Annotated in this window: 23 protein-coding genes, 1 tRNA gene and 1 pseudogene; 14 read left to right on the top strand and 11 right to left on the bottom strand. The window is 60.1% G+C overall.

All coding sequences use genetic code 11. The features are described from left to right. Positions 1–201 precede the first annotated feature (201 nt). A complete protein-coding gene (locus VN623_RS08290; RefSeq protein ID WP_325569986.1) occupies positions 202–1,191 on the top strand; it encodes a glycosyltransferase family 2 protein in 990 nt (329 codons plus the stop codon). Positions 1,192–1,273: 82 nt separating this feature from the next. Further along, complete coding sequence (locus tag VN623_RS08285; RefSeq protein ID WP_325569984.1) at positions 1,274–1,432, top strand: hypothetical protein; 159 nt, start codon at positions 1,274–1,276, stop codon at positions 1,430–1,432. Here VN623_RS08285 and VN623_RS08280 read toward each other — a convergent pair. The 4 genes from VN623_RS08280 to VN623_RS08265 form a co-directional block, all read right to left on the bottom strand. Continuing rightward, complete coding sequence (locus tag VN623_RS08280; RefSeq protein WP_325569982.1) at positions 1,410–1,724, bottom strand: multidrug efflux SMR transporter; 315 nt, start codon at positions 1,722–1,724, stop codon at positions 1,410–1,412. The two genes, VN623_RS08285 and VN623_RS08280, sit on opposite strands and share 23 nt — an antisense overlap. A 224-nt stretch (positions 1,725–1,948) precedes the next feature. Next, a tRNA-Arg gene (locus VN623_RS08275) sits at positions 1,949–2,025 on the bottom strand. A 172-nt stretch (positions 2,026–2,197) separates the two neighbouring features. Further along, positions 2,198–3,715: a HAMP domain-containing sensor histidine kinase gene (locus tag VN623_RS08270; RefSeq protein WP_325569979.1), complete on the bottom strand. Its 1,518-nt coding sequence runs from the start codon at positions 3,713–3,715 to the stop codon at positions 2,198–2,200. A gap of 30 nt (positions 3,716–3,745) precedes the next feature. Next, on the bottom strand, positions 3,746–5,206 hold the full coding sequence (locus VN623_RS08265; RefSeq protein WP_325569977.1) for a dihydrolipoyl dehydrogenase family protein: 1,461 nt from the start codon (positions 5,204–5,206) through the stop codon (positions 3,746–3,748). Positions 5,207–5,723: 517 nt separating this feature from the next. Between VN623_RS08265 and rpmH the strand changes: the two genes are divergently transcribed. The 4 genes from rpmH (at position 5,724) to yihA (ending at position 9,007) form a co-directional block, all read left to right on the top strand. Continuing rightward, positions 5,724–5,858, top strand: a complete 135-nt coding sequence (rpmH, locus tag VN623_RS08260; RefSeq protein WP_325569976.1) for a 50S ribosomal protein L34 — start codon at positions 5,724–5,726, stop codon at positions 5,856–5,858. Continuing rightward, on the top strand, positions 5,815–6,321 hold the full coding sequence (gene rnpA, locus VN623_RS08255) for a ribonuclease P protein component (RefSeq protein WP_325569975.1): 507 nt from the start codon (positions 5,815–5,817) through the stop codon (positions 6,319–6,321). Before rpmH ends, rnpA begins: the two co-directional genes overlap by 44 nt. Positions 6,322–6,414: 93 nt before the next feature. Beyond that, entirely contained in the window at positions 6,415–8,298 is a 1,884-nt protein-coding gene (gene yidC, locus VN623_RS08250) for a membrane protein insertase YidC (protein ID WP_325569973.1), read from the top strand. A 49-nt stretch (positions 8,299–8,347) separates the two neighbouring features. Further along, positions 8,348–9,007 (top strand): ribosome biogenesis GTP-binding protein YihA/YsxC, encoded by a 660-nt coding sequence (gene yihA, locus VN623_RS08245; RefSeq protein WP_325569971.1) that lies wholly within the window; start codon positions 8,348–8,350, stop codon positions 9,005–9,007. A gap of 31 nt (positions 9,008–9,038) precedes the next feature. Here the strand turns inward: yihA and VN623_RS08240 are convergent, their stop codons facing one another. Beyond that, entirely contained in the window at positions 9,039–10,796 is a 1,758-nt protein-coding gene (locus VN623_RS08240) for a Clp protease N-terminal domain-containing protein (RefSeq protein WP_325569969.1), read from the bottom strand. A gap of 239 nt (positions 10,797–11,035) precedes the next feature. On the opposite strand from VN623_RS08240, the gene argB reads away from it, so the two are divergent. The 5 genes and pseudogenes from argB to VN623_RS08215 all read left to right on the top strand — a co-directional run bounded on the left by argB (position 11,036) and on the right by VN623_RS08215 (position 14,898). Continuing rightward, a complete protein-coding gene (gene argB / locus VN623_RS08235) occupies positions 11,036–12,052 on the top strand; it encodes an acetylglutamate kinase (protein WP_325569967.1) in 1,017 nt (338 codons plus the stop codon). Continuing rightward, on the top strand, positions 12,052–12,801 hold the full coding sequence (locus VN623_RS08230) for a pyrimidine 5'-nucleotidase (protein ID WP_325569965.1): 750 nt from the start codon (positions 12,052–12,054) through the stop codon (positions 12,799–12,801). Before argB ends, VN623_RS08230 begins: the two co-directional genes overlap by 1 nt. Positions 12,802–12,898: 97 nt before the next feature. Then, positions 12,899–13,444: a sigma-70 family RNA polymerase sigma factor gene (locus VN623_RS08225; protein WP_325569988.1), complete on the top strand. Its 546-nt coding sequence runs from the start codon at positions 12,899–12,901 to the stop codon at positions 13,442–13,444. Continuing rightward, positions 13,441–14,109: pseudogene (locus VN623_RS08220) on the top strand (anti-sigma factor); the annotation flags it as partial. The gene VN623_RS08225 and the pseudogene VN623_RS08220, both read left to right, overlap by 4 nt. 198 nt (positions 14,110–14,307) lie before the next feature. After that, entirely contained in the window at positions 14,308–14,898 is a 591-nt protein-coding gene (locus tag VN623_RS08215; protein WP_325569961.1) for a fasciclin domain-containing protein, read from the top strand. Positions 14,899–15,041: 143 nt separating this feature from the next. Here VN623_RS08215 and VN623_RS08210 read toward each other — a convergent pair whose 3' ends face one another. Further along, the gene (locus VN623_RS08210; protein WP_325569959.1) at positions 15,042–15,800 is read right to left on the bottom strand and encodes an SDR family oxidoreductase; all 759 of its coding nucleotides are present in this window, start codon (positions 15,798–15,800) and stop codon (positions 15,042–15,044) included. Here VN623_RS08210 and VN623_RS08205 point away from each other — a divergent pair. Beyond that, positions 15,769–16,725 (top strand): zinc ribbon domain-containing protein, encoded by a 957-nt coding sequence (locus VN623_RS08205; RefSeq protein WP_325569957.1) that lies wholly within the window; start codon positions 15,769–15,771, stop codon positions 16,723–16,725. The two genes, VN623_RS08210 and VN623_RS08205, sit on opposite strands and share 32 nt — an antisense overlap. A gap of 15 nt (positions 16,726–16,740) precedes the next feature. Here the strand turns inward: VN623_RS08205 and VN623_RS08200 are convergent, their stop codons facing one another. From VN623_RS08200 to VN623_RS08180, 5 genes are all read right to left on the bottom strand, one after another. Continuing rightward, positions 16,741–17,670, bottom strand: coding sequence for a 3-hydroxybutyryl-CoA dehydrogenase (locus VN623_RS08200; protein WP_325569955.1), 930 nt, complete (start codon positions 17,668–17,670; stop codon positions 16,741–16,743). 36 nt (positions 17,671–17,706) lie between these two features. After that, positions 17,707–18,651, bottom strand: coding sequence for an electron transfer flavoprotein subunit alpha/FixB family protein (locus tag VN623_RS08195; RefSeq protein ID WP_325569953.1), 945 nt, complete (start codon positions 18,649–18,651; stop codon positions 17,707–17,709). Beyond that, entirely contained in the window at positions 18,651–19,406 is a 756-nt protein-coding gene (locus tag VN623_RS08190) for an electron transfer flavoprotein subunit beta/FixA family protein (protein ID WP_325569951.1), read from the bottom strand. Before VN623_RS08190 ends, VN623_RS08195 begins: the two co-directional genes overlap by 1 nt. 297 nt (positions 19,407–19,703) lie before the next feature. Then, positions 19,704–20,285 carry a cob(I)yrinic acid a,c-diamide adenosyltransferase gene (locus VN623_RS08185; protein WP_325569949.1) on the bottom strand — a complete coding sequence of 194 codons (582 nt, stop codon included), beginning with the start codon at positions 20,283–20,285 and terminating at the stop codon, positions 19,704–19,706. 64 nt (positions 20,286–20,349) lie between these two features. Further along, complete coding sequence (locus VN623_RS08180; RefSeq protein WP_325569947.1) at positions 20,350–20,538, bottom strand: twin transmembrane helix small protein; 189 nt, start codon at positions 20,536–20,538, stop codon at positions 20,350–20,352. Positions 20,539–20,783: 245 nt separating this feature from the next. Here VN623_RS08180 and VN623_RS08175 point away from each other — a divergent pair, with 245 nt between their 5' ends. Both VN623_RS08175 and VN623_RS08170 read left to right on the top strand, forming a co-directional pair. Further along, positions 20,784–22,265, top strand: coding sequence for a murein hydrolase activator EnvC family protein (locus VN623_RS08175; protein WP_325569945.1), 1,482 nt, complete (start codon positions 20,784–20,786; stop codon positions 22,263–22,265). After that, a partial coding sequence (locus tag VN623_RS08170) for a S41 family peptidase (RefSeq protein WP_325569943.1) occupies positions 22,265–23,188 on the top strand: 924 nt, incomplete at its 3' end. The genes VN623_RS08175 and VN623_RS08170, both read left to right, overlap by 1 nt.

Genomic DNA, 23,188 nt, shown 5'->3' with positions numbered 1-23,188 from the left:
TAGTAAAAAAAACATTCTTGTCACCCACTATCCACATCGCTTTCATCTGCGAGCAGTTGAGTACTGCAAGTACATGTGCAAATTCCGACAAGCAGCACACGAAATGTCGTGAACGCAGTTCATTTGTGCGCAAATACATTTTGACCAAGTAGGCTTAGTGTTCGGGACGCGGACGATCGGTTGGATACGATTGTGAACGGCATGTTGCCAATATCTTGCTTCATCATCGCGAAGAACGAAGCGGATCGTATCGCCCGAACCATTCGCTCGGTCCGATCTTGGGTCGACGAAGTCATCGTCGTCGATAGCGAAAGCACGGATGATACTGTCGCCGTAGCGCGCCAGGAAGGTGCGCGGGTGGTCACGCAGCCGTGGCTGGGGTTCGGCGGTCAGAAGCGCTTTGGTGAAGCGCAATGCCGCAATGACTGGGTCTTCAATATCGACGCCGACGAGGTCGTGACCCGCGAACTTCAGATCGAAATTGTAAGGCTATTCGAGAAAGGTCTTCCGCCTTTTGTCGCTTACGGCATGCCGATCCACCTGATCTATCCCGGCAATGCGAGGCCAAGGGCATGGGCGCGGGATCACTGGTATGTTCGTTTGTATGACCGCCGTTTCGTCCGCTTCCGCGATTCGGCAATTCATGATTCGGTTGTGACCGACGACCACCGTATCGGAGCGCTTCGCGCCACGATTCATCACCATTCGATGCGCTCCTTCGACGACATGAAGAAAAAGCTGGACGAACGCGCCTGGCTTTCGGTCAAATACGCCGATCCTCATTCGACCGCGCCGTTGCTGCCACGCTTGATCACCGAAATTCCGATGAATTTTTTCAAGTACTACATCTGGCGCGTGCATTTCACCGGCGGCATGACCGGCCTACGTTATGCCGCAATCCAGTCCTGGTATCGCTATTTGAAGATTTATAGGATGCAGCGTGCGCGGGTCTCTTCGCCGCGCTTTGCCGCCGGTTGGCATGGGGAAACTGATGCAGTGAACACCCGTGACGATGAAGTCCGTCGAGGTCCGATGTCTGCTGCTATACTGGAAGACCAGGTGCAGGCTGATGTCAGCCAATGCATGCCGTCCGTGCACCCGCTGAGCCCAATTTTGCCCAACGAAAATTTCGCGCACGTCGCGAATTTGCTAGGGCAGCCGTCGAGGTTGAAGACAGCGCCGAAATTATAGCGGTGCCACCGGTTGCGAAGATTGACATTCGAAATAGTGCACGAGCGTGCATTGACGCCTATCGGGGGGGCGCAGACGAGACATGAACGCCACCACCACAGATCTGTTGAAACGTCTCGTTCGCGAACACGGTCGTGAATACGCGCCGCAGCACGCGATGGCGCCGCGCGCCGAAGAGCGCGGCGCAGGCGTCTCGATCAAAGACGTCCGCCCGGAGCCTATTCCATCAACTTCAAGCTGACGACTCCGGCGACGATCAGACTAATACTTACTAGTCGAACCGGACTGCTCGATTCCCCGAACATCTGAATTCCGAGAAATGCCACACCGACGACGCCCACTCCGGTCCAGATTGCGTATGCCGAGCCCATCGATAGCGTTCGCATCGCGAAACCAAGAAACACAATGCTCGTGGTCATGCTGGCGACGGTAAGAACCGTCGGGCCGAGCCGCGTAAATCCGTCAGCATTCTTTAAAAAAATTGCGCCCGCGATCTCGAACACGCTAGCGAGAACCAAATACACCCACGCCATGGCCCCTCCTTAGGGGCCGTCCCCGCCGTGTGTTTGATTTGAGGCCGTCCTCAAACTCAAGACTAAAACATCTATTGAGTTCCAACCACCCGGATTTTTAGTCGCATCTTGGCCGGGCGGCTCTAGGGCTGACGCCCCCTCGCTGAAGTAATTGTATTGCAATGGCCCAGACAAAACCGCGTCCGCAGTTCTCTCTTTTGTATGGGAGTGGCTTTGTTCGGGAGTGGCGCGCCCGGAAGGATTCGAACCTCCGACCCCCAGATTCGTAGTCTGGTGCTCTATCCAGCTGAGCTACGGGCGCATCCTCGCAGCGCGAGGGCAAAAAGCCCCGTCCGGCAAGGTTGCCGGGGCGGCGAAGCCCCTCTCTCTAGTGGCTCGCGCCATTAAGCGCAAGGCCCTCGTTCCGGTTCTCGGACCCGGCATAATTCGCTCATCTATGAAGCTGGACAGCTCGCCAAAAGGTGCAGCCCGCGTCAATGCGGGGAACGGTCCGGCAGCTCGATGCGGAAATGCGCGGCATTCGAGCCGTCGACAAGCGTCAGTGTGCCGCCATGCGCCTGCACGAGTTCGGCGGCGATGACGAGGCCGAGACCCGTGCCGCCCTTTTTGGTCGAGCCTTGAAACGCCTTGAACAAATTTTCGCGCGCCTTCTGCGGAATGCCGGCGCCGTTGTCTGTCACATCTATGACCACCTTCCGGCCCTCGCGATGTGCGGCGACGCGGATTTCGCCGTCCGTCTTGTCCTCGATGCTTTCGATGGCCTGCATCGCATTGCGGACGATGTTGCTCAGCGCCCTGAACAGATGCTCGTGGTCGGCATCAACGCGCAGCGAGTCATCCATGTCGGCAATGAACGCGATTGAACCCTCGCGCGGCAAGCCTTGGCTGTCCGCCACTTCCTCGACGAGCGGCTTTAAGAGCATCAGCTCGCGGCGCGGCTCTTCTTCCGTGACCCGCCCGAACTTCAGCGACGCATTGCAAAACGTGATGGCACGGTCGAGCGTGGCGATGAGCTTCGGCACGAAGCGCTGAACCGTCGGATCAGGAATGTCGACAAGACGGTCCGAGATGAGCTGCGCATTCGCAAGCATATTGCGCAGGTCGTGATTGATCTTCGAGACGGCGAGGCCAAGCTGGGCGAGCCTGGTTTTCTGCGCAAGAAGACCGGAGAGCTGCCGCTGCATGCTCGCCAGCTCCCGCTCGGCGACGCCGATTTCATCGACGCGGCCGGTGAGAGGCATGATGCGGCTGGCATCCTCCGGATCTTCGGAGAAGCGCAGCATGTTGCTCGTCAGCCGTGTCAGCGGCTTCACGAAAAGCCAGGTCAGCGCGAAGTAGACGACGGCCGCGGTGAGCAGCGACAAGATGATCGATAGCCAAAGGATGTTGAGGCCGTACCGCATCATCGCCGCCCTTAGAGGCCGCTCGGGAATGACGATCTCGATCAGGTCGTTGCTGTCGGGGCCACTATGTCCGACGACGCGAATAGTTCGGTCGTTGTTGGCAAAGAGAGTCGCGATTGCGTCCTCGACCTGTTTGAATTTGAGGCCGATGCCTTCCCAGAAGGAATCCGGCTCACGCTGCAGGTAGTAAACGTAATCGATCGACACGTCGTCCGGCGGGGCGAGAACCAATCGGCGCTCGTTTTCACGGCGCGATGCGATGGCGCGCACTTCGGCGGTCCGCAACAGATCTGCCCGAAGCCCGGACGGAATTTGCCCACCGGGAAATGCGTCGGATGCCAGTGCCGCGAGTTGCGCCGCCGTCAGCCGTTCCTGCAGCCACGTCATTCTATAACTCGCGACCGAAGGCAGGAAGATCAGCGTTTCAGCAATCAGCACGAACACGGCCGTCAGCAGCAGCAGTTTCGCGGGCAGCCCAAGGCGGGCCCAAAAGCGCGTTATTGCGCGCCGGGGCGCCCCGGCCGCTGAACTCTTCGCCGCCGAATCGTTGCCGTGCTGTCCGTTGTTATTGAGAATTGCGCGATGCACCCAGTTAAGAATCTCCAGTCGTGAAAATCATTAGCCGAGCTTAGCCAGCAACGCGATGATTTTGCGCACGAAGGGATTACTGGGCTCTGTTGCAAAGTAACGGAATGCAACGCGTTTGTTAATTTCCGAGAGTGTCGGATAGGGCGAGATCCATTGCGTCATGGCTCGGATTTTAAGGCCCTGGGACATTGCAAGCGACCACATCTGAATGATCTCTCCGGCACTGGCCCCAACGATCGAGACGCCGAGGATGTGGCCCTTCTTCGAGGTCACAACCTTGATATGGCCATCCGTTTCTCGCTCCACCTGCGCCCGATCGTTCTCATGGAAGGGCCACCGCAGCACGTTGATCTTGCCGTGCTTTGCGCGCGCTTCTGGTTCACTGAGGCCGATATGGGCGAGCTCGGGATCGGTATAGATGACCCGTGGCACGGCGCGGCCGGAGGTGTTGGAGCGGAGGCGGAACAACGTCCGGCGCAAGACGATGCCGGCGTGGTCCGTAGCGACATGACCGTATCGAGGGCCGCCTGCCGCATCGCCAATCGCGAACACGCGACGGTTCCTCGTTCTGAGCCCTGAGTTGACTTTGATCGCCTTGTTTGCGAGCGCGATGCCGGCCGCCTCGAGTCCTAGATCGGCAACATTGGCCTTGCGGCCAGCGGCAAGAAGCAGGTCGCTGCCTTCGATGGTTTCCATTCCGTCGCGGCTCTCGATCTCGAGCGCAATGCGCCCCTGACCGCCTGAGACACGGGTAATGCGGACGCCCTCGCGAATGACGATGCCTTCGTTGGAAAGTCGCGTGAGCAAGACGACGGCGAGTTCGGGATCTTCCTCGGCAATGGCATGGGCGGCATCGAGCACTGTCACCCGCGAACCGAGACGGCGGTGAGCTTGCGCCAGTTCGAGACCCGTCGATCCGGCACCAATGACGATCAGATGCGGAATTGAATCGGCATTCTCGAAGATCGATTCATTCGTGAAATAAGGAACGTCGGCGAGCCCCGGGATTGACGGGATGACGGGCGAAGACCCTGTCGCAATGACGAAGCGCCGAGCCCGAATGCGATAGTCGCCGGCGCTCACCGTTGACTTGTCGACGAACCGCGCAGCCGACGTGATCACGCGCACGCCGAGGCCCGCGAAACGCTCCACGGCATCGTTCGGCGCAATTTGTGCAATCACGTTTTTAACGTGCTCTTGCACGGCACGATGATCGATCAGCGGCTCGACGCCCCGTATACCGAACAGCGATGCGGTTCGCATCGCGTTGGCCCGCTTCGCCGCGGCAAGCAACGCCTTCGACGGCACGCTGCCGTAGTTCAATCCGTCGCCACCCATTTTGTGTTTTTCGATAAGGACCACGCGCTGGCCGTAGGCGGCGGCAGCGGCGGCAAGCGTAAGCCCGCCCGAGCCCGCGCCGATGACGCAGAAATCGGCCTCGATTATTTCGTTCTGCGCCGCAGCGCCGGAAGCAGGACTATCCTTGGGCATGACGGCCTTTCCAGAATTGGAAGCACGATGGCGGAGGCGATCTGACACGCTGATACGCTAAAGCGTCAATTACGGCGCCACCTTAATCGACCGCCGTATTCTGAGCGTCTGAAGACGTGGGGTTTTCAGCTCCTTTTCTTACGAGTTCGCTTGCCACTGTCATCGCATCACGACGTCCGAGCGCAATGAATACGGGGGACAAAGTCGGCCTATCGTATGACCTTTGCTGAAGGATCGTTGTCGTCTGGGATTCACGGGATCGAAGCCCGCTGCCACCGGCGACTGGATTTAAGGACGGCTTGCGCCGAAGCCTCGGACAAGCCGTATGGCCGTAGTCCCGCCGCCGCGTTGACTTGCTCAGATGTGGCAACTATAAGGGCCGGACTTCCGGAGAAGTGGGGTTTCTGCTGGGGCGTTATCCAGGCGTTGCCGCTTTTCTTAACCTACGGAAAACAAAAGCAATTTGCCAGCTTGTCCCTTCGGACGGAGCGGCCAAGAGACTTGAACGGAGATATCCGTGAAACGCACGTATCAGCCGAGCCGCCTTGTTCGCAAGCGCCGCCACGGCTTCCGCAAGCGCATGCTGACCGCCGGCGGTCAAAGGGTTCTTGCACGCCGCCGGTCCAAGGGCCGCAAGCGCCTCTCGGCGTAAACCGGGCCAAGGCTCGTGTAGCCGTGAACTCTCGCGGGCGGAGGCAATTATTCCGATCCTGCCAACCCTCAAGGCGCGTACCGAATTTCTCGCGGTACGCGGCGGTCGCCGTTCGTCGACCCCTGCATTCCTTATTGAAATGCGGGAGCGGCCGATGATGCCTGGACACGGCGACGGGCCTCGCTTCGGGTTCACGATCACAAAGAAACTCGGCAATGCCGTGACTCGCAATCGCATTCGCCGCAGGCTCAAGGCGGCTTTTGCCGCTGGCGCGGTCGGTGCTGAGGCTTCGTGCGATTACGTCATTGTCGCTCGACGTACCGCGCTCGACCGCCCGTATGCTCTGTTACTTGAGGATGTTACGCGCGCTCTCGCAGCACTTCGCGGCAGCAATAAGCGCGGCCCCCCGGTCGAGACCCGATCCGCGCCACGGACTGCGGACGGCAAAAAAGGTTCAGCGTGACCGGGTGTCCCCTTCCGTTTATGACGAGTTTCCGCCATCGCTTCCGGGGTCGCACAAGGCGCCCGCCCCGGTCGGCGCTCACCCGAGGTCTTAATGAAATCTCCGAACGATCCTAAAGACCAAAACAACTTGATGTTCGCGGTTGCGCTGTCGATCGCCGTACTGATGGGGTGGCAGTATTTTTTTGCGCGTCCGCAAATTCAGCATGAGCAGGCTCGCCAGGAGTTCAATAAAAAACTCGAAGCGCAGAAGGATGGCACGTCGTCCTCCGAAGCCCCGCCAAGCGTCGCCAACGCGCCTGTAGCGTCACCCAGCGCCAACGTTCCGGCCGCAGGTCAGCAGACTCCGACAGCGACCCCGCTGACGCGGGACGAAACGCTCAAAGCCTCGCCGCGGGTCCCAATCGTGACGCCGTCGCTCAAAGGCTCGATCGCGCTGAAGAGCGGCCGCATCGACGACCTTATACTGACGAAGTACCATGTCACCGTCGACCCAAACAGCGAGAAGGTGACGTTGCTGTCGCCTGCCGGTTCGCCTGAGGCCTATTTCGCCGAGTTCGGCTGGGTCGCGCAGGGTGGAACGCAGGTAAAAGTTCCGGATCGCGATTCGCTCTGGTCATTGGAGAGCGGCACTGCGTTGACGCCTGACACACCCGTTACCCTCGTGTGGGACAACGGCCAAGGCCTCGTCTTTCACCGCAACATTTCCATCGACAAAGACTACATGTTCAAAGTCGTGGACGAGGTCGAGAACAAGACCTCGGCGGAGATCACGTTGCTGCCATACGCGCGTGTGCACCGCAGCGGCCACCCCGCATCGCAGCCGTATTACCTGCTGCATGAAGGCCTGATCGGCGTGTCGGGCGAACACGGGCTGCAGGAAATAACCTACGCAGATGCCATCAAGAGCGGCGTTCCGAAAACGATTGAAAACGTAATCGGCGGGTGGCTCGGCATCACAGACAAATACTGGGCGACGGCGCTGGTTCCCGACCAGAAGGCCGCGTACAGGGCGATGTATTCGGCACTCAAGGCGAACGACGCGGCAAACAAAGACGCGTTTCAAGCAGACTATCTGCTCGGCGCCCTCGTTGTTCCGCCGGGCGCCCGCAAAGGCGTCGATGCGCATCTCTATGCCGGCGCCAAGCAGTCGACGCTGATCGACGGCTATGAGAGCGCCCTTAACATTCTGCAATTTAACAAGATGATCGACTGGGGCTGGTTCTACTTCATCACCCGGCCGTTGTTTAAGTTGATGGAATTCATCAACAGCATCGTGCACAACTTCGGCGTCACGATTCTTATACTGACAGTGCTCGTGAAAGCGGCGTTCTTTCCGCTTGCCAACAAGCAGTACACGAGCATGGCGCGCATGAAAAAGCTGCAGCCTGAGATGCAGCGCATAAAGGAACTTTACAAGGACGACGCCCAGCGCCAGCAAAAAGAGATCTTCGATCTCTACAAAAAGGAGAAGATCAATCCGCTGGCCGGATGCTGGCCGGTCCTGTTGCAGATCCCCGTCTTCTTCGCGCTTTATAAGGTGCTGTTCGTCACGATCGACATGCGCCACGCGCCGTTCTTCGGCTGGATTCAGGATCTCTCGGCACCCGATCCGACTTCGATTGTAAATCTGTTTGGAGCCTTGCCGTTCGCCGCGCCGGAGTTCATGCACATCGGCATCTGGCCGATCATCATGGGCCTTACGATGTGGGTTCAGATGCAGCTCAACCCGCCGCAACCGGATCCCATCCAGCAGCAGATCTTCACGTGGATGCCGCTGGTCTTCACGTTCTTGCTGGGAGGTTTTCCGGCCGGCCTCGTAATTTATTGGGCTTGGAGCAACACACTGTCGATCTTCCAGCAGTTGCATATCAATAAGAAGAACGGTGCACCCGTCCACTTGATGGACAACATCAGGCGCACGGTCGCGCCAATCCGAAAGCTGTTATTTGGCGCGAGCGGCGACGCTAGCAAGTGAGGTCCGGGCCAAAGACGCTCACGGCGCGCTTACCTGATCGAGAGATGCGATGACCGTCACGGACCCCATGTCGGCGGCAGCGATTGAAGAAGGCCGCCGCCTCTTCACGCGTGCCTGGACGTTTTCGCGCGGCTCGCCGGATCTCGATCACTTGCCGCCCGACGACCGTCCGGAAATCGCCTTCGCCGGGCGCTCGAACGTCGGCAAGTCGAGCCTCATCAATGCGCTCGTCGGACAGCTGCGGCTGGCGCGGGCTTCGAATACGCCGGGTCGCACGCAGGAGCTAAACTTTTTCACCGAACCCGAGGCCGGCGTCTACCTCGTCGACATGCCGGGTTACGGGTTCGCACAGGCGCCGAAAGACAAGGTCAAGGCCTGGAACACCACGTTGCGGGGTTATCTTTCAGGGCGGCGAACGCTCCTGCGCGTCGTGTTGCTGATCGATGCGCGGCACGGCCTGAAACCGGCCGACGACGAGATGATGGCGCTGCTCGACACTGCGGCCGTCTCGTATCAGGTGGTCCTGACGAAAGCCGACAAGATCAGTCAGACCGATCTCGCCAGCACCATGACGCGGACGCTGCAATCGCTCGCAAAACATCCCGCCGCTTTTCCGAGCGTTATCGCGACGTCGGCCGAGACGGGCATGGGATTTGAAGAATTGCGCGCTGTGATCGCCAAGCTCCTCGACGAACACGGCGGCCAGTAAGCCGCCGCGCGATCGCCGACCGCATGGACGATCAATGGAAGAACTTCTGCACGACGATCTTTAAGACTGCGAAGCCCGTTTGACCGAATGTCGAAAGCGCGCCGCCGACGACCGCAGCAACGGTCCAACCCAAAAGTCGGAGCACCGTGCGTTTGATATTCCTGCGGACCTTCACCTCGACGATCTGATCGGGCAGCGCCGTCTCGGCGGCGACGCCGTCTGCGCCGACGGTCCGCGCCGACACGATGATCTGCAGCTGCGACCAGCCGCGCGACTGCGGCGTGACGAGGAATCGCCAGCTCGCGAAATCGTCGCTCGGAAAACCGATATTGTTTTCGATCCACTGCGTTTCGGGCGACGCCGTCTCGATGAAAAAGCCGCCTTCGGGCGCGCGAAGCCGCACAGCCATCGCTTTCGTCACCGTGACCTTGTGCTGCCAAACCGGCCCGCCACCTTCGAGGCCTTCCGTGAATGCGTCGACCGACGCCTTGGCGATGCGGATTTCGACGCGCGCCGTTTTTCCGACGCGCATCGTGCGCGGGATATTCTCGGCGATCTTCCCGGCTTCGACCTTCACTGGCTTGCCGCGCCGTTCGTTTGCACCGCGCTGCGGCCGCTGCTGCGGCGCCGGAGCATTCTGCGAGGGACGGCTGCTGCTGGGGTTCGGCTGGGGGCTTGTGTAGCCCGGCGACGGAACCGGAGCACGGGCACGCGCACCTTGCGGAGCACCCTGAGGATGCATGCCCGGCCTCGGCGCCCCCGGAGGGATCGGCGGCGGACTGGCCGTGCCTTTCCTCTCGCGGATGAAGTCCGGAATGTCTCGACCGGAACCTAACGCTCCAGGCTGCCATGCCGGCTTATGTTCAGGTGCCGGATGGCTTCCACCGCTCGGCCATTGCGCCGCCGGATGCGACGGAAACGGCAGAGCCGGATCAACGGCCGCGGGCATGGCCCCGGACCCGCGCTGAGGATGGAACGGCGCCGGAGCGGGAGCTGGTGCCGGCGGCCCTTTGCCGCCCGTCGCGGTTTGCGGAACACCAACAGGCGACGCCTCGCGATTTTCTTCGGCGGGAGCCACGGCCGCTTGCTTTGCGTCCGGTTGTATCGGGGTCGCAACGGGTGCCTGGGTTGGCGGGGCTGTCGCGGCGGGTGCGGGAGGCGCCTTTTCTTCCCTTTCCACGGTCTCCGGCACGGCAACAGGCTGCGATGGTTCCGATCGCGGCATGTCCTTCATCATGTCCCGCAGCGATGGCGTCGATCGCGACTGCACACGCTCACGAGCGCGGGCGAGAACATCGTCGGCAACGGGAACCTGTGCAGGCATGTCTCGTACCGGAGCCAAGGCCGACTGCAAGGCACGGATGGCGCCGTCGAAGTTCAATCCGTGCGCCTGCAAAATCTCAGCCGCCGTGCTGCGCGCGTCGCCGACGATGGCGGCGAGCACTATGGCGCCGTTGATTTCGCGCCTGCGGCTGCCCCGCGCGGCGGCGGCTGCTGCTTCGAGAATACGTCTGACGTCCTCCGATATGGCCAGACCGCCGCGGGATGGGGCCTGACTTTGCACGCCGCCCTGATAGGCTCGCGCTGTCACATCGGCGCGGAGCCGTTCGATGTTGATATGGCTCGCATCGAGAACTGCGATCGCGTCGGGATCGTCGCACAACGCCCCAAGCAGATGCTCAAGCGTCACCTCGCCCGCCCCCGTCGCTTCGGCGAACTCGGAACCGCGCGCCAGCGTCGAACCGAGATCGGCCGACATCGGGATTTGAGCAAGGTCGGTGGCTGTCACGCCCACGTAGTCTCCCAAAACGAAAGCAAGGACCGGCCAAAGCCGATCGTGAATACGTGTCGGAAACACATCTGAGTGGCGAAGGTATAGCATTCGCCCGGCCGTGGGCAGGCGACAATGCCATTCGTCCCCAGACCAGCGCCCGCCTGCGTCAGGAAGGCCCGTCTGTTGCAAAACAGAGGGAAATCCGTTGAGCATTTGGCTGACGGGCTATAAGACCGCGACAAAGACAACCGGCGATGGGCGCCGGATCGATTCTCCGCGCCACGTCAGGTCAGGTCGATGCCGATTGGGGGAACCCCGTGACGTTAGGAAAAAGCTTCACCGGAAAGGATGCCGCGCCCGTCGAAGAACGGCCGTCGGCGCACCTGCAGGCCCGCATCCTGGCCGAAGCCATTCCACATTTGATCCGTTACGACGAGCAGACCGTCGTCGTGAAGTTTGGCGGCAGCGCCATGGGCGATGCCGAGCTTTCCAAGGCGTTCGCGCAAGACATCGTTTACCTGAAGCAGTCTGGCATCAATCCGATCGTCGTCCACGGCGGCGGTCCGCAAATAGCGAGCATGTTGCAAAAGCTCGAGATCAAATCCGATTTCGTGAACGGACTTCGTGTCACCGACAAACCGACAGTCGAAGTCGTCGAGATGGTGCTCGCCGGCAAGATCAACAAGGAGATCGTCTCGGCGATCAACCGGCAGGGCGGTAAGGCCGTCGGCATTTCCGGCAAAGACGCCAATCTGATGATCGCCAAGAAGATCACCGAGATGCCGGATCCGCAATCCAATCTGATGAAGGCCATCGACATCGGCTACGTCGGCGAACCGCTCGAGGTCAACCCGCACATCGTCGAGGTGATCTCGAAATCGGATCTCATTCCGGTGATCGCGCCAGTCGGCATCAGCCGCGACGGCGAAACGCTCAATATCAACGCCGACACATTCGCGTCTGCTCTTGCCGCGCGCATGCAGGCCAAACGCCTGCTGTTGCTGACGGATGTCTCCGGCGTGCTCGACAAGAACAAGAAGCTCATCCCCGAGCTTACGATCGAAGACGCGCGCGAGATGATCAAGAACGGCACCATATCGGGCGGTATGATCCCGAAGATCGAGGGTTGCATCGAAGTCGTCGAGGCGGGCGTCGAGGGCGTCGTCATCATTGACGGCCGGGTGCCCCATTGTGTGCTGCTCGAACTCTTTACCGAGCATGGCGTCGGCACTCTCGTTCGGCGCGCCGACCGCAAGAAGGGTAAAGCCTGATGGGCCCGCTGGCCTCAGTGTCTGCTGTGGCCGATGCACTCGAGGCCGTTGTAACGCGGCGCGGCTTCCAACACGTCGACACCTGGATTTTCGATCTCGACAACACCTTGTATCCCGCCTCGTGCAATCTCTTTGCCGAGGTCGACCAGCGCATGGGCTCCTACATCGCCAAGGCGATCGGCGTTCCCTTCGAGCACGCGCGGCATTTGCAGAAGGCCTACTACCGCCAGTTCGGCACCACGCTCGCCGGGCTGATGAAGGTCCACAAACTGCTACCCGGTCCGTTTCTTGACTACGTGCACGACATCGATCTTTCCGTCGTGCCGGAGTTGCCCGAGCTTGCGGCGGCGATTGCAGCGCTGCCCGGCAGGCGCTTGATATTCACCAATGGTTCGCGACGCCACGCGGAGAAGGTGGCAACTAAGCTCGGCGTGCTGCATCTCTTTGAGGATATTTGCGACATCGCCGCCCTCGACTATGTTCCGAAGCCGGAGCGTCAGGCCTTCGACCAGCTGTCGAAATTGCACGCGATCGCACCGGCACGCGCCGCGATGTTCGAGGATATGCCGCACAATCTCGTGGTCGCTTCCGAACTCGGCATGACGACAGTCCTGGTGCATTCCGATTATATCGACCACCCGGCGCAACTGAAGATCAGGGAATGGCGCGAGCTGCCCGCCCACATTCACTACCTGACGCGTGATTTGACGGGCTTTCTCAAAACCGAGATAACGCCAGCGGCGCTGTAACTGCAGCCGGCATTGCCGCGAGGCCGGCCCTACGCGGATGCGCCACGAATTCGGCCGCCAACCGATCCAATTGCTCGAAATTGGCGTTCATACTGTCATGACGTCCGCCCAGGACTTAAGCGCGTTGTTGCACCGCGTGGCTCGGAAAGACCGGGCGGCGTTCGCTGAGGTTTATCAAGCGACAAGCGCGAAACTTTACGGCATCGCTCTCCGTATATTGAAGCGCCGGGACATTGCCGACGAGGTGCTGCAAGAGGTTTACGTGAAGATCTGGGAGCGGGCGGCTGACTTCAGTCCCGACCGGGCATCGCCGATTTCGTGGATGGCGACGATCGCTCGCAACCGGGCGCTGGATGAAGTGCGCCGCAAGCGCCCGGTCGCTATTGAAGATCATCCCGAAGTTCAGAATTTCGCGTCAGATGATGAAACCGCGCTCGCCGCCATCATGCGCAGCGAAGATGGACGTCGATTAGCAGACTGCCTGACGCGCCTTGAACCCGATCGCCGGCAAATGGTCGTGCTTGCCTACTGCGAAGGCTTGAGTCGCGACGAACTTGCGGCGAAGTATGGTCAGCCGGTCAACACGATCAAAACCTGGCTGCGCCGATCGCTGGCATCGTTGAAAGGCTGTCTCGGCTCATGACCAATGATGAAGACATCGATGGTCTAGCAGCCGAGTATGTGCTTGGCACGCTCGACGCTGACGAACGCGCCTCGATTGCCGCCCGTCGCACGCGCGAACCAGCCTTAAGTGCGGCGATCCTCGATTGGGAACGCCGCCTCGCGCCTCTGACCGAAACGGCGCCACCCGTAACGCCGCCAAGCGGCCTTTATGCCAAGATCGAAGCCCGCCTCGATGGCGAAGACATTGCGCCCGTCGGCAACGCCGCGATTGTCGAACTGCGCCGCCGCGTGAATGTCTGGCGTGCCACAGCGCTCGCGGCATCGGCGCTTGCGGCAACTCTTCTCATGACCGTTGGCGTGCGCGAGTTTCAGCCAAGGCCAAAACAACAAAATCTCGTAGCGGTATTGCAGAAAGACGCGACATCACCGGCGTTTCTTGTGACCGTCAACGTCGATGAACGTACAATGACGGTCCGTCCCGTGGCCGCGAAACATGAGCCCGGAAAAAGCTACGAATTGTGGCTGGTGCAGGACAGTCTTGGCGCGCCGAAGTCCTTGGGCGTAATCGATGAACCGCACGCAGTGATGCGTCCTTCATTAGCGGCTTACAAACCCGACGTGATCAAAGACGCGACGTTCGCCGTCAGCCTCGAACCTGAAGGCGGCTCGCCGACCGGTGCGCCGACCGGCCCCGTGGTTTTTGCGGGCAAACTCATTCCAACGACAAATTAGCATTGCCTGTTCGGCGAATTCCGCATCCTCGAATTGGATCACCGCCGATGAAAAAAATCCTAGATGAGATTTCCGAAACCTTCTCCGACATCATCCGTAACTCCGGCGCGCTCCGAAATGGAGGCATGAAACATGAACCGGAGAAAACCCATGTTGAAGATCGTTCGCGCCTCATTAATCGGCGCATCTGCTTGCGCTATGGCGCTGTCGTTCGGCGCAATAGCCAACACACCTTCGCTCGCCAAGACGATGGAAAAGACTGTCGAAGTCGGCGGCGCCGCCATGTATCCCTCGAAAAACATCGTCGAGAACGCCCTCAACTCCAAGGATCACACGACCCTTGTCGCTGCCGTCAAAGCAGCGGGCCTGGTCGATACACTCGCAAGCAAAGGTCCATTTACGGTTTTCGCACCAACGAACGCCGCGTTCGACAAGCTTCCGGAAGGAACGGTGCCGAACCTGCTCAAGCCTGAAAACAAGGCCCAGCTGAAGAACGTCCTGACCTATCATGTCGTTGCCGGCAAATATTCTGCTGCATGGCTTGCGAGACAGGCGAAGGCCAACGGCGGCAAGCTCGAATTGAAGACGGTCGAAGGTGAACCAATCACCATTCAAGGCGACAAGATGGGCGGCTGGTGGGTCATCGACGGCAAGGGCGATAAGGCAAAAATTACCATCGCCGACGTCAATCAGTCGAACGGCGTCATCCACGTGATCAACGGCGTGCTTCTTCCGAACTGACGCCAGTCTATGAGATCTCTGCGAACGGTGCAGACGAACGCGTCACTTCCCCGGAGCGCCTTCGCAGAGTGACGGGGACCGGCCGGATGGGTACCTAGAAAGCCCGTCCGGCCGGACTTTTCATATGTTGTGCTACGGCCAAATCAGCCACGACCAACGAACGGCATGGTTGTCGCCATCAGCGTCATGAACTGCACGTTGGCGTCGAGCGGCAAGTTGGCGATGTAAAGCACGGCGTCGGCGACGTGCGCGACATCCATCCTTGGCTCGACCATGACGCTGCCGTTCGCCTGCAGAATTCCGTTCGCCATTTTGGCCGTCAAATCCGTCGTGGCATTTCCGATGTCGATTTGCGAGCACGCGATATTGTGCGCACGGCCGTCGAGCGAAATTGATTTCGTGAGCCCCGTGATGGCGTGCTTGGTCGCAGTATAGGGTGCCGATAGCGGGCGGGGTACCTGCGCCGAGATCGAGCCATTATTGATAATGCGGCCACCCTTCGGGTCTTGCGCTTTCATGATGCGGATCGCTTCGCGCGCGCAGAGGAACACGCCTGTCAGGTTGACGTCGACGACGCGCTGCCATTCGGCGAGAGCCAGCTCATCAAGCGGCGCAGCTTGCGAAAATGTCCCGGCATTATTGAACAAGAGATCGAGCCGCCCGAAACGGTCGCGCGTTTTCGCGAACGCTGCTTTGACCGCCACTTCATCCGTCACATCGGCCGGAGCAACGAGAAAATTCCCGCCGCCCGATTTGGCATCGCCGGCCGTTTTCTCAAGCTCGCCGCTACGCCTGCCGAGCACCGTCACGTCGTAACCTGCGGCCTGTAGTTTCAACGCCACTGCCCGGCCGATACCCGAGCCCGCCCCCGTGACCAGCGCGACCCGTGATGTCTCGGCCATTGTTCTCGTCCTCTTTCAACGCCTTGCCAACAATGGCTGCATAACTATTCAAGCCGGCTTGCGCCAGTTTCTGGCGCACCCGAACCATGATAAAAATCCGATATCGGCCGCGACAGGGGAGTTCGCGATCATGGCGGGGGCTGAAGCAAGTGAAGCCGGGCTTTGCGAAGCCTGCGGCACGGCGCTGACCGGGAATTTCTGCAGCGGCTGCGGCGCACCGGTAGATAACACGACGGCCGAAGGCTGGAGTTCTCTCGCCAATCAGCTCCTCAGCAAGCCGAGACCCAACGGCATTCTCTCCGTCGCGCTTTCATTTTTGCGCCATCCGGTCGATACGATCATTCGGCTGACCGACGATCCCACCTACCGATCACAATGGGCTTTTCTGTCGACGTGCCTCGGAGCTCAGCTGACGTTGAGCTACGTGCTGTTGCCGCGTCTCTACTCGGCCCTGCTCGGCGTTCCAGATACCGCCGACACCGGCGCCGTCATCACCAACGAAATCGTGCAGTACGTCGGCATCGCCATTCTGACGCCCATCCAATTTTATGTTTGCCGCGCACTCGGCACACGACCGCGCACGCCGATGTCCTACGTCAAACTTTGCGCATTGAGCGTGAGCTATTGCACAATCATTGCGACCGCCGTCGCACTGATCATCTTTGCGGCCGGTGTCATCGCCGCGAAGACGACTGCCGGCATCGACATGCAGACGGTCGGTCTGAGCGTGATGTCGGCTGCGATGCTGATCATCGTCATATTCGTCGCGATGACGCATCGCATATTTTGGGGAATGCGCCGGTGGGTGGCGCTGGCGGTGACGCTTGCCATCGCGGCGCTGTCCTGGGGCGTCGTCTATCCATTCCTGACAACGCTTGCTGAGCGCGCCGGCATTTCGACGAGCATAGGTCGCTTTCTCGGTTAGTTGGATAGTTGCCGCCTACCGCGTCGGGACGGGTTTCTCGCCGCGATAATCATAAAAACCGCGCTGAGTCTTGCGGCCGAGCCATCCAGCCTCGACATATTTGACGAGCAGCGGACACGGCCGGTATTTCGAGTCCGAAAGCCCTTCGTAAAGGACCTGCATGACGCTCAAGCACGTGTCGAGCCCGATGAAATCGGCAAGCTCTAGCGGCCCCATCGGATGATGCGCACCGAGCTTCATCGCCTTGTCGATGGCCTCCACCGTACCGACGCCCTCATAGAGGGTGTAAACGGCTTCGTTGATCATAGGCAACAGAATGCGATTGACGATAAAGGCCGGAAAATCTTCCGACACGGCGGTCGTCTTGCCGAGACTCTCGACGAAGACCTTCGCCGTCGAAAACGTCTCGTCCTCGGTCGCAATGCCGCGAATGAGTTCGACGAGTTCCATCAACGGCACCGGATTCATGAAGTGCATGCCGATGAAATCTTCAGGCCTGTCGGTCGTCGCGGCAAGCCGCGTAATGGAAATCGATGAGGTGTTGGACGCGAGCAGCGCCGTCGGCTTCAAGTGCGGACAGAGCGCGGCGAAGATCTTGTGCTTCAACGCTTCGTCCTCGGTCGCGGATTCGATGACGAGATCGCAATCGCCGAACGCTTCGAGATCTGGCGCATAAGTGATGCGCGCGAGAGCCTGTTCGCGGTCGTCTTCCTTGATGATGCCTTTAGCGATCTGCCGGGCCATGTTGCCCTCGACCGTTTCGATGCTTCTGTCGTAGGTTTCCTTTTTGAGATCGCTGAGCGCCACCTCATAGCCCGAGAGCGCGACGACATGCGCGATGCCGGTGCCCATCTGCCCGGCCCCAATGATGCCGACCTTACTGATCGACCGGGCTGGCTGAATGCTCGCCCTGCCCTTTTCCATCAGCCTTTGCGCCTGCGGCATGAAAAAGTTTCCTCGGTCAGTTGCGGGCCGGCGAAATCAGCGCCCCGCTTTCTGAAGTTCTGCATCGAGTTCCGGCAGTGCCTGAAAAAGATCGGCGACAAGTCCGTAGTCCGCGACCTGAAAGATCGGCGCCTCGCTATCCTTGTTGATGGCGACGATCACCTTTGAATCTTTCATGCCCGCGAGATGTTGAATGGCGCCTGAAATGCCGACCGCTAGATAGAGATCGGGAGCCACGACCTTGCCTGTCTGCCCGACCTGCCAATCGTTCGGAACGAATCCCGCGTCGACGGCCGCGCGCGACGCACCCATCGCAGCGCCTAGGCGGTCGGCGACCGGCTCGATGTACTTGGTGAAGTTTTCGCCGTTGCCCATGCCGCGACCGCCGGAAATGATGATCCGCGCCGACGTCAGCTCCGGACGATCGGACTTCGTCAGCTCTGCCTTCTCGAATGTCGCTGTGCCGACCGCAGGTGGCGCGCTGACAGTCTCCATCGCCGCCGAGCCGCCTTCATCTGCCGCCGCAAAAGCCGACGTGCGGATGGTGAGGACTTTTATCTTCTCCGCCGATTGCACGGTCTGGATCGCATTTCCGGCGTAGATGGGTCGCTCGAACGTATCGGGCGAGACGACCCTCGTGATGTCGGAAATCTGCATGACGTCGAGCTTGGCGGCGACGCGCGGCAGGATATTTTTCCCGAACGACGTGGCTGCCGCGGCGATCGCCGAGTAGTCCTTCGCGAGCGACAGGATCAGCGCCGCCACCTCTTCGGCGAGACCATGGGCAAGGTGCGGTGCATCAGCGGTAAGAACCTTCGAAACACCTTTGAGCTTAGCCGCGGATTCGGCAGCGGGCTTTATGTTCGATCCAGCGACCAGGATATGAACATCGCCGCTAAGACCTGCGATCGCGGTAAGCGCCTTGGCGGTCGCCGGTGCAAGTTCAGAGCCCGAAAGCTCGGCAAGAAGAAGTGTCGTCATCAAAGAACCCCCGCCTCGTTTTTGAGCTTGTCCACGAGTTCGGCGACGCTGCCGACCATGACGCCGGCTTTTCGCGTTGGAGGTTCGGAGGTTTTCAAAACCTTGAGCCGCGGACTGATGTCTACACCCAAGTCCTCGGGCTTCTTCACATCGAGCGGCTTCTTTTTGGCCTTCATGATATTTGGCAGCGACGGGTAGCGCGGCTCGTTCAAGCGCAGGTCCGTCGTCACCACGGCGGGAAATTTCAACTTGATCGTTTCCAACCCACCGTCGACTTCGCGCGTGACTGAAACGCCGCCCGCTTCCGGCACGACCTTCGAAGCGAAAGTGCCCTGCGGCCAGTCGAGCAGGCTTGCAAGCATCTGTCCCGTTTGATTGCAGTCGTCGTCAATCGCCTGCTTGCCGAGAATGACGAGGTCGGGCTTTTCAACGTCGACGAGGGCCTTGAGAAGCTTGGCGACGGCCAGCGGCTCGACCGCGGCGCCGTCCGGCACTTCTACAAGGATGGCCCGATCCGCACCGATCGCGAGCGCGGTTCGGAGGGTCTCCTGCGCCTTCGCCGGTCCGATCGAGACGACGACGACTTCCTTGGCGCCGCTTTTTTCCTTGAGCCGGACCGCTTCTTCGACGGCTATTTCGTCAAATGGGTTCATCGACATTTTGACATTCGCCAAGTCGATTCCAGAACCATCCGGCTTGACGCGAATTTTGACGTTGTAATCAACGACGCGCTTGACCGGTACAACGATCTTCATGCCACTCGCCGGACGCCCGGCGCTCCCCTATTTTGTTGTTGCCCGCGGTTTGATACCCGCAGACTTTTTTGCGGCGCGACACTCCCCGCGCTTAAATGATTTCGCGAGGAAATAGGCCGCCAAACCTCGGCCGGGGCTCTGCCAACCTCACGACAGTCTCGCAACTGCGAAGAGCGGAAGCTACGGTCCGGTTGTGCGCGAGTCAATTGGTGCCCGCGTCGCGGCGCGGGAGCTCGAAGCAGCAGAACGACAGGTCGAAACGACATCGGCTTAACCGAACTCATCGACAGCCGCCCGTCACCGGTTCTTTCCGGGGACCCATAAAACGTCGGCCTTGCCACGGTCGTTAACGTAGCGCCCCGCAACAAAGAGGAAATCGGAGAGCCGGTTGATGTACTTGAGGACGGGTGCGCTAACCGTTTCGTTCGGCAACATCGACAGCTCCACGATCAGCCGTTCGGCGCGTCGCGAGACGGTACGCACAACATGCAGCGCCGCGCCCGCCGGCGTGCCACCCGGCAGCACGAAAGATCGCAGCGGCTCGAGGGTCGCGTTCATTAGATCTATCTCGTCCTCGAGGCGCTTGACCTGCGCATCGCTGACGCGCAGCGGCTCGTAGGGCAGCTTCTCGCCGCGATCCGGGACGCATAGGTCGGCTCCCAGATCGAAAAGGTCGTTCTGAACGCGCACCAGCATCGCATCGACGTCCGGCTCGCGTCCGGCCAAGTGCAGGCGAACCATGCCGAGTTGGGCATTCGTTTCATCGACGGTGCCGTAGGCGGCGATCCGCAAGGATGTCTTGGGAACCCGCTCGCCGCTGCCCAGTGCCGTCGTCCCGGCATCGCCGGTTTTCGTGTAGATGCGGTTGAGTAGGACCATCGATCAATTCCTGAACGGCGCCAAAACAACGAGTAAGACAGTGGCGATTGCCCGGTTTGCGCCTTCAGTGAGACACAAATACGTAGGCAATGATGATGATAATCGCCAGGAATTGCAGGCCGACGCGCCATCGCATCAGCTTTTGACTGAGGTTGGAATTATCGCCTTTCATCATCGTGTGCAGCCCCATGAGCAGCACGATGAGGACGACAAAAACGGCAACCGTGGACAAAAGATAAAGAAAGGTTTGCATCGATTGTTTCCGTGGCCAAAATCTTGTTTTTGCTTAAGCCTTCGGTTCCTGGACGGCAATCGCCAAGTCATGATGCAAACGTCGCAATCTGGCGCCAAATCAGGCCGACGACCAAGCATTACACATTTGAAATTTGCTCTTGGCGGTAAAAGTTTTAACTGTCCCGGCGCACCTAATGCCAAAGCGGCCTTGGCCCGATTGAATTCGCCCGTGCCAGTTCTGTGCGCCTTTTGACCTGAGGCTCCGTGTCAAAACTACACTCTGCCCGTCGAACGAACTGGCACTGCGTCCGCGGCGCAGGTCGCGGCGTCGCCTTCACCGGCGCGTTGGCAGTCTCATTTGCTCTTGCCACGCCGCTCACCGCCGCCGAAACACTCCCCTCCGATCCGGAGACGGCCCGCCGCGAACTCGAACTAAAGCGTCATCAACTCAATGATAACGCTGCCAAAGAGAAGTCGATCCAGTCGGACGTGGTCGAGCTCGATGCCGAGCGCGAACGATTGAACTCTCGCCTCGTCGAGACGGCCGGCCTCATTCAGCGCAGCGAAGCCCAAATGACGGCGATCGAGGGCCGACTTTCCGAGCTTCAGGCGCAGGAAAGGGTCGTTCAAGGCTCTTTGGTTCAGCGGCATGGGCAAATCGCGGCGCTTCTGACGGCCCTGCAACGTATGGGGCGCAACCCTCCGCCGGTTCTCGTGACGCGGCCCGAGGACGCCCTCAAGATGGTTCGCAGCGCCATGCTGCTCTCTTCGGCGTTCCCGGATCTCAGAACTCAGGCCGTCAAGCTTGGCACGCAGCTTGACGAGCTACAGCGCGTCATGGGCAACATCCGTACCGAAGGCACCCGGCTCAGAGCGGAGACGGACCGGCTGAATGAGGCTCGCACGCGGCTCGCAAGCCTAATGGAAGCCAAAAAGCTGACCCTGGCCGACCGCCAGTCGCAACTGGCTTCGGTCCGCGTCGCCACCGCCGAGATATCGAAAAACGTTACCGATCTTTCCGACCTGATCGGCCGGCTCGACCAGACCGTGACCGAGAAAACCGGGCTTGGCGCGTATAACAACGAACTGAAGGCCGCGCATCAGGCCGAGCCGGCAACGCAAGTCCTGTCGATCGCGCCGCCGCCGGCAGCGCCTCAACAGCCAGCCAACACCGGCGCGCCTGCAGCGGACGCCGAAACCGACGTCGCCATATTGGCGCCGCCGCCAGGTCCCAAACAACCAATGGTGGAGTTGGCGCCGTCGGGCCCATCGCTGATCCCCGGCAGCCCAGGCCGAATCAAGCCTGCCATCCCCTTCGCACAGGCCCGAGCCAAACTGCCGTCGCCCGCGCAAGGCCGCCGGGCGCTGGCATTCGGCGAAAAGACGCAATTCGGTGGGCAGTCGAAGGGAATTGTGATCGAGACGCGCTTTTCCGCACAGGTAACTTCGCCCTGTGATGGCTGGGTAGTTTATGCTGGCGAATTCCGTAGTTATGGGCAACTCTTGATCATCAATGCCGGCGACGGTTATCATGTTCTGCTTGCGGGCCTGTCACAGATCGATGTCCAACCTGGACAGTTCGTGCTGACCGCGGAGCCCGTCGGAACAATGAGTCGAGGTCAGAGGAATTCGCCGCCGTCCGCAGAAGTGAGCGGACCCGTTTTGTATGTCGAATTTCGTAAGGACGGGCGCCCTATCGATCCCGATCCCTGGTGGGCAACAGGTCAGCAAAAGGTACAAGGCTAATGCGCAAGATAGACTACGCGTTCTGGACATTCCTGCTGATGACGGGCTTGGCCGGCGCAACCACGCTTTTGAACGTCACGCAGACATACTCGGCGACGTCGTCGCAAAATTCCGAGCTTTATAAACAGCTCGACCTCTTTGGCGACGTGCTCGAGCGCGTGCGTTCCGATTACGTCGAAAAACCCGATGACACTGAGCTCATCGAAGCCGCGATAAACGGCATGCTGTCGTCGCTCGATCCGCATTCCTCCTACATGAGCCCGAAGAACTTCCGGGACATGCAGGTCCAGACCCGCGGTGAATTCGGTGGTCTCGGCATCGAGGTCACAATGGAGAGCGGCGTCATCAAGGTCGTCTCGCCCATCGACGACACGCCCGCCGCCAAGGCCGGCCTGATGGCCAATGACCTGATCACGCATCTCGACAACGAGGCGATTTCCGGCCTGACGCTCGAGCAGGCGGTCGAGAAAATGCGCGGACCGGTCAACACGCCGATCACGCTGACCGTTGTACGCAAGGGCAGAGACGATCCGTTCGACGTCAAAGTCGTCCGCGACGTGATCCGCATCAATGCCGTCAAATCGCATGCCGAAGGTGACATCGGCTACGTGAAGGTCACGACCTTTAACGAGCAGACGCATGCCAACGTCGTCAAAGCCATCGAGACGATGAACAAGCAAATCGGGCCGAATATCAAAGGCTACGTTGTCGATCTGCGCAACAATCCCGGTGGCTTGCTCGATCAGGCGATTGCGGTTTCCGATGATTTCCTCGAACAGGGCGCCATCGTCCTGACCAAGGGCCGCAACAACGAAGAAACGCAGCGCGCCAACGCCCGTCCGGGCGACATCACAGACGGCAAGAAGATCGCCGTCTTGATCAACGGCGGATCGGCGTCGGCCTCCGAGATCGTCGCCGGTGCC

The sequence above is a fragment of the Hyphomicrobium sp. genome (genome assembly GCF_035572195.1).
Lineage (GTDB): Bacteria > Pseudomonadota > Alphaproteobacteria > Rhizobiales > Hyphomicrobiaceae > Hyphomicrobium_B.
The sequence above is the reverse complement of the archived record's forward strand: the minus strand, read 5'-3'. Positions and strand labels throughout refer to the sequence as shown.

What these genes read in the sequence shown, in the direction of transcription:
- VN623_RS08290 (WP_325569986.1), top strand. Translation starts at nt 202, where the DNA reads ATGTTGCCAATATCTTGCTTCATCATCGCGAAGAACGAAGCGGATCGT.
- VN623_RS08285 (WP_325569984.1), top strand. Translation starts at nt 1,274, where the DNA reads ATGAACGCCACCACCACAGATCTGTTGAAACGTCTCGTTCGCGAACAC.
- VN623_RS08280 (WP_325569982.1), bottom strand. Translation starts at nt 1,724, where the DNA reads ATGGCGTGGGTGTATTTGGTTCTCGCTAGCGTGTTCGAGATCGCGGGC.
- VN623_RS08265 (WP_325569977.1), bottom strand. Translation starts at nt 5,206, where the DNA reads ATGCCCAAGGATAGTCCTGCTTCCGGCGCTGCGGCGCAGAACGAAATA.
- yidC (WP_325569973.1), top strand. Translation starts at nt 6,415, where the DNA reads ATGAAATCTCCGAACGATCCTAAAGACCAAAACAACTTGATGTTCGCG.
- yihA (WP_325569971.1), top strand. Translation starts at nt 8,348, where the DNA reads ATGACCGTCACGGACCCCATGTCGGCGGCAGCGATTGAAGAAGGCCGC.
- argB (WP_325569967.1), top strand. Translation starts at nt 11,036, where the DNA reads ATGGGCGCCGGATCGATTCTCCGCGCCACGTCAGGTCAGGTCGATGCC.
- VN623_RS08230 (WP_325569965.1), top strand. Translation starts at nt 12,052, where the DNA reads ATGGGCCCGCTGGCCTCAGTGTCTGCTGTGGCCGATGCACTCGAGGCC.
- VN623_RS08225 (WP_325569988.1), top strand. Translation starts at nt 12,899, where the DNA reads ATGACGTCCGCCCAGGACTTAAGCGCGTTGTTGCACCGCGTGGCTCGG.
- VN623_RS08215 (WP_325569961.1), top strand. Translation starts at nt 14,308, where the DNA reads ATGTTGAAGATCGTTCGCGCCTCATTAATCGGCGCATCTGCTTGCGCT.
- VN623_RS08210 (WP_325569959.1), bottom strand. Translation starts at nt 15,800, where the DNA reads ATGGCCGAGACATCACGGGTCGCGCTGGTCACGGGGGCGGGCTCGGGT.
- VN623_RS08200 (WP_325569955.1), bottom strand. Translation starts at nt 17,670, where the DNA reads ATGCCGCAGGCGCAAAGGCTGATGGAAAAGGGCAGGGCGAGCATTCAG.
- VN623_RS08195 (WP_325569953.1), bottom strand. Translation starts at nt 18,651, where the DNA reads ATGACGACACTTCTTCTTGCCGAGCTTTCGGGCTCTGAACTTGCACCG.
- VN623_RS08190 (WP_325569951.1), bottom strand. Translation starts at nt 19,406, where the DNA reads ATGAAGATCGTTGTACCGGTCAAGCGCGTCGTTGATTACAACGTCAAA.
- VN623_RS08185 (WP_325569949.1), bottom strand. Translation starts at nt 20,285, where the DNA reads ATGGTCCTACTCAACCGCATCTACACGAAAACCGGCGATGCCGGGACG.
- VN623_RS08180 (WP_325569947.1), bottom strand. Translation starts at nt 20,538, where the DNA reads ATGCAAACCTTTCTTTATCTTTTGTCCACGGTTGCCGTTTTTGTCGTC.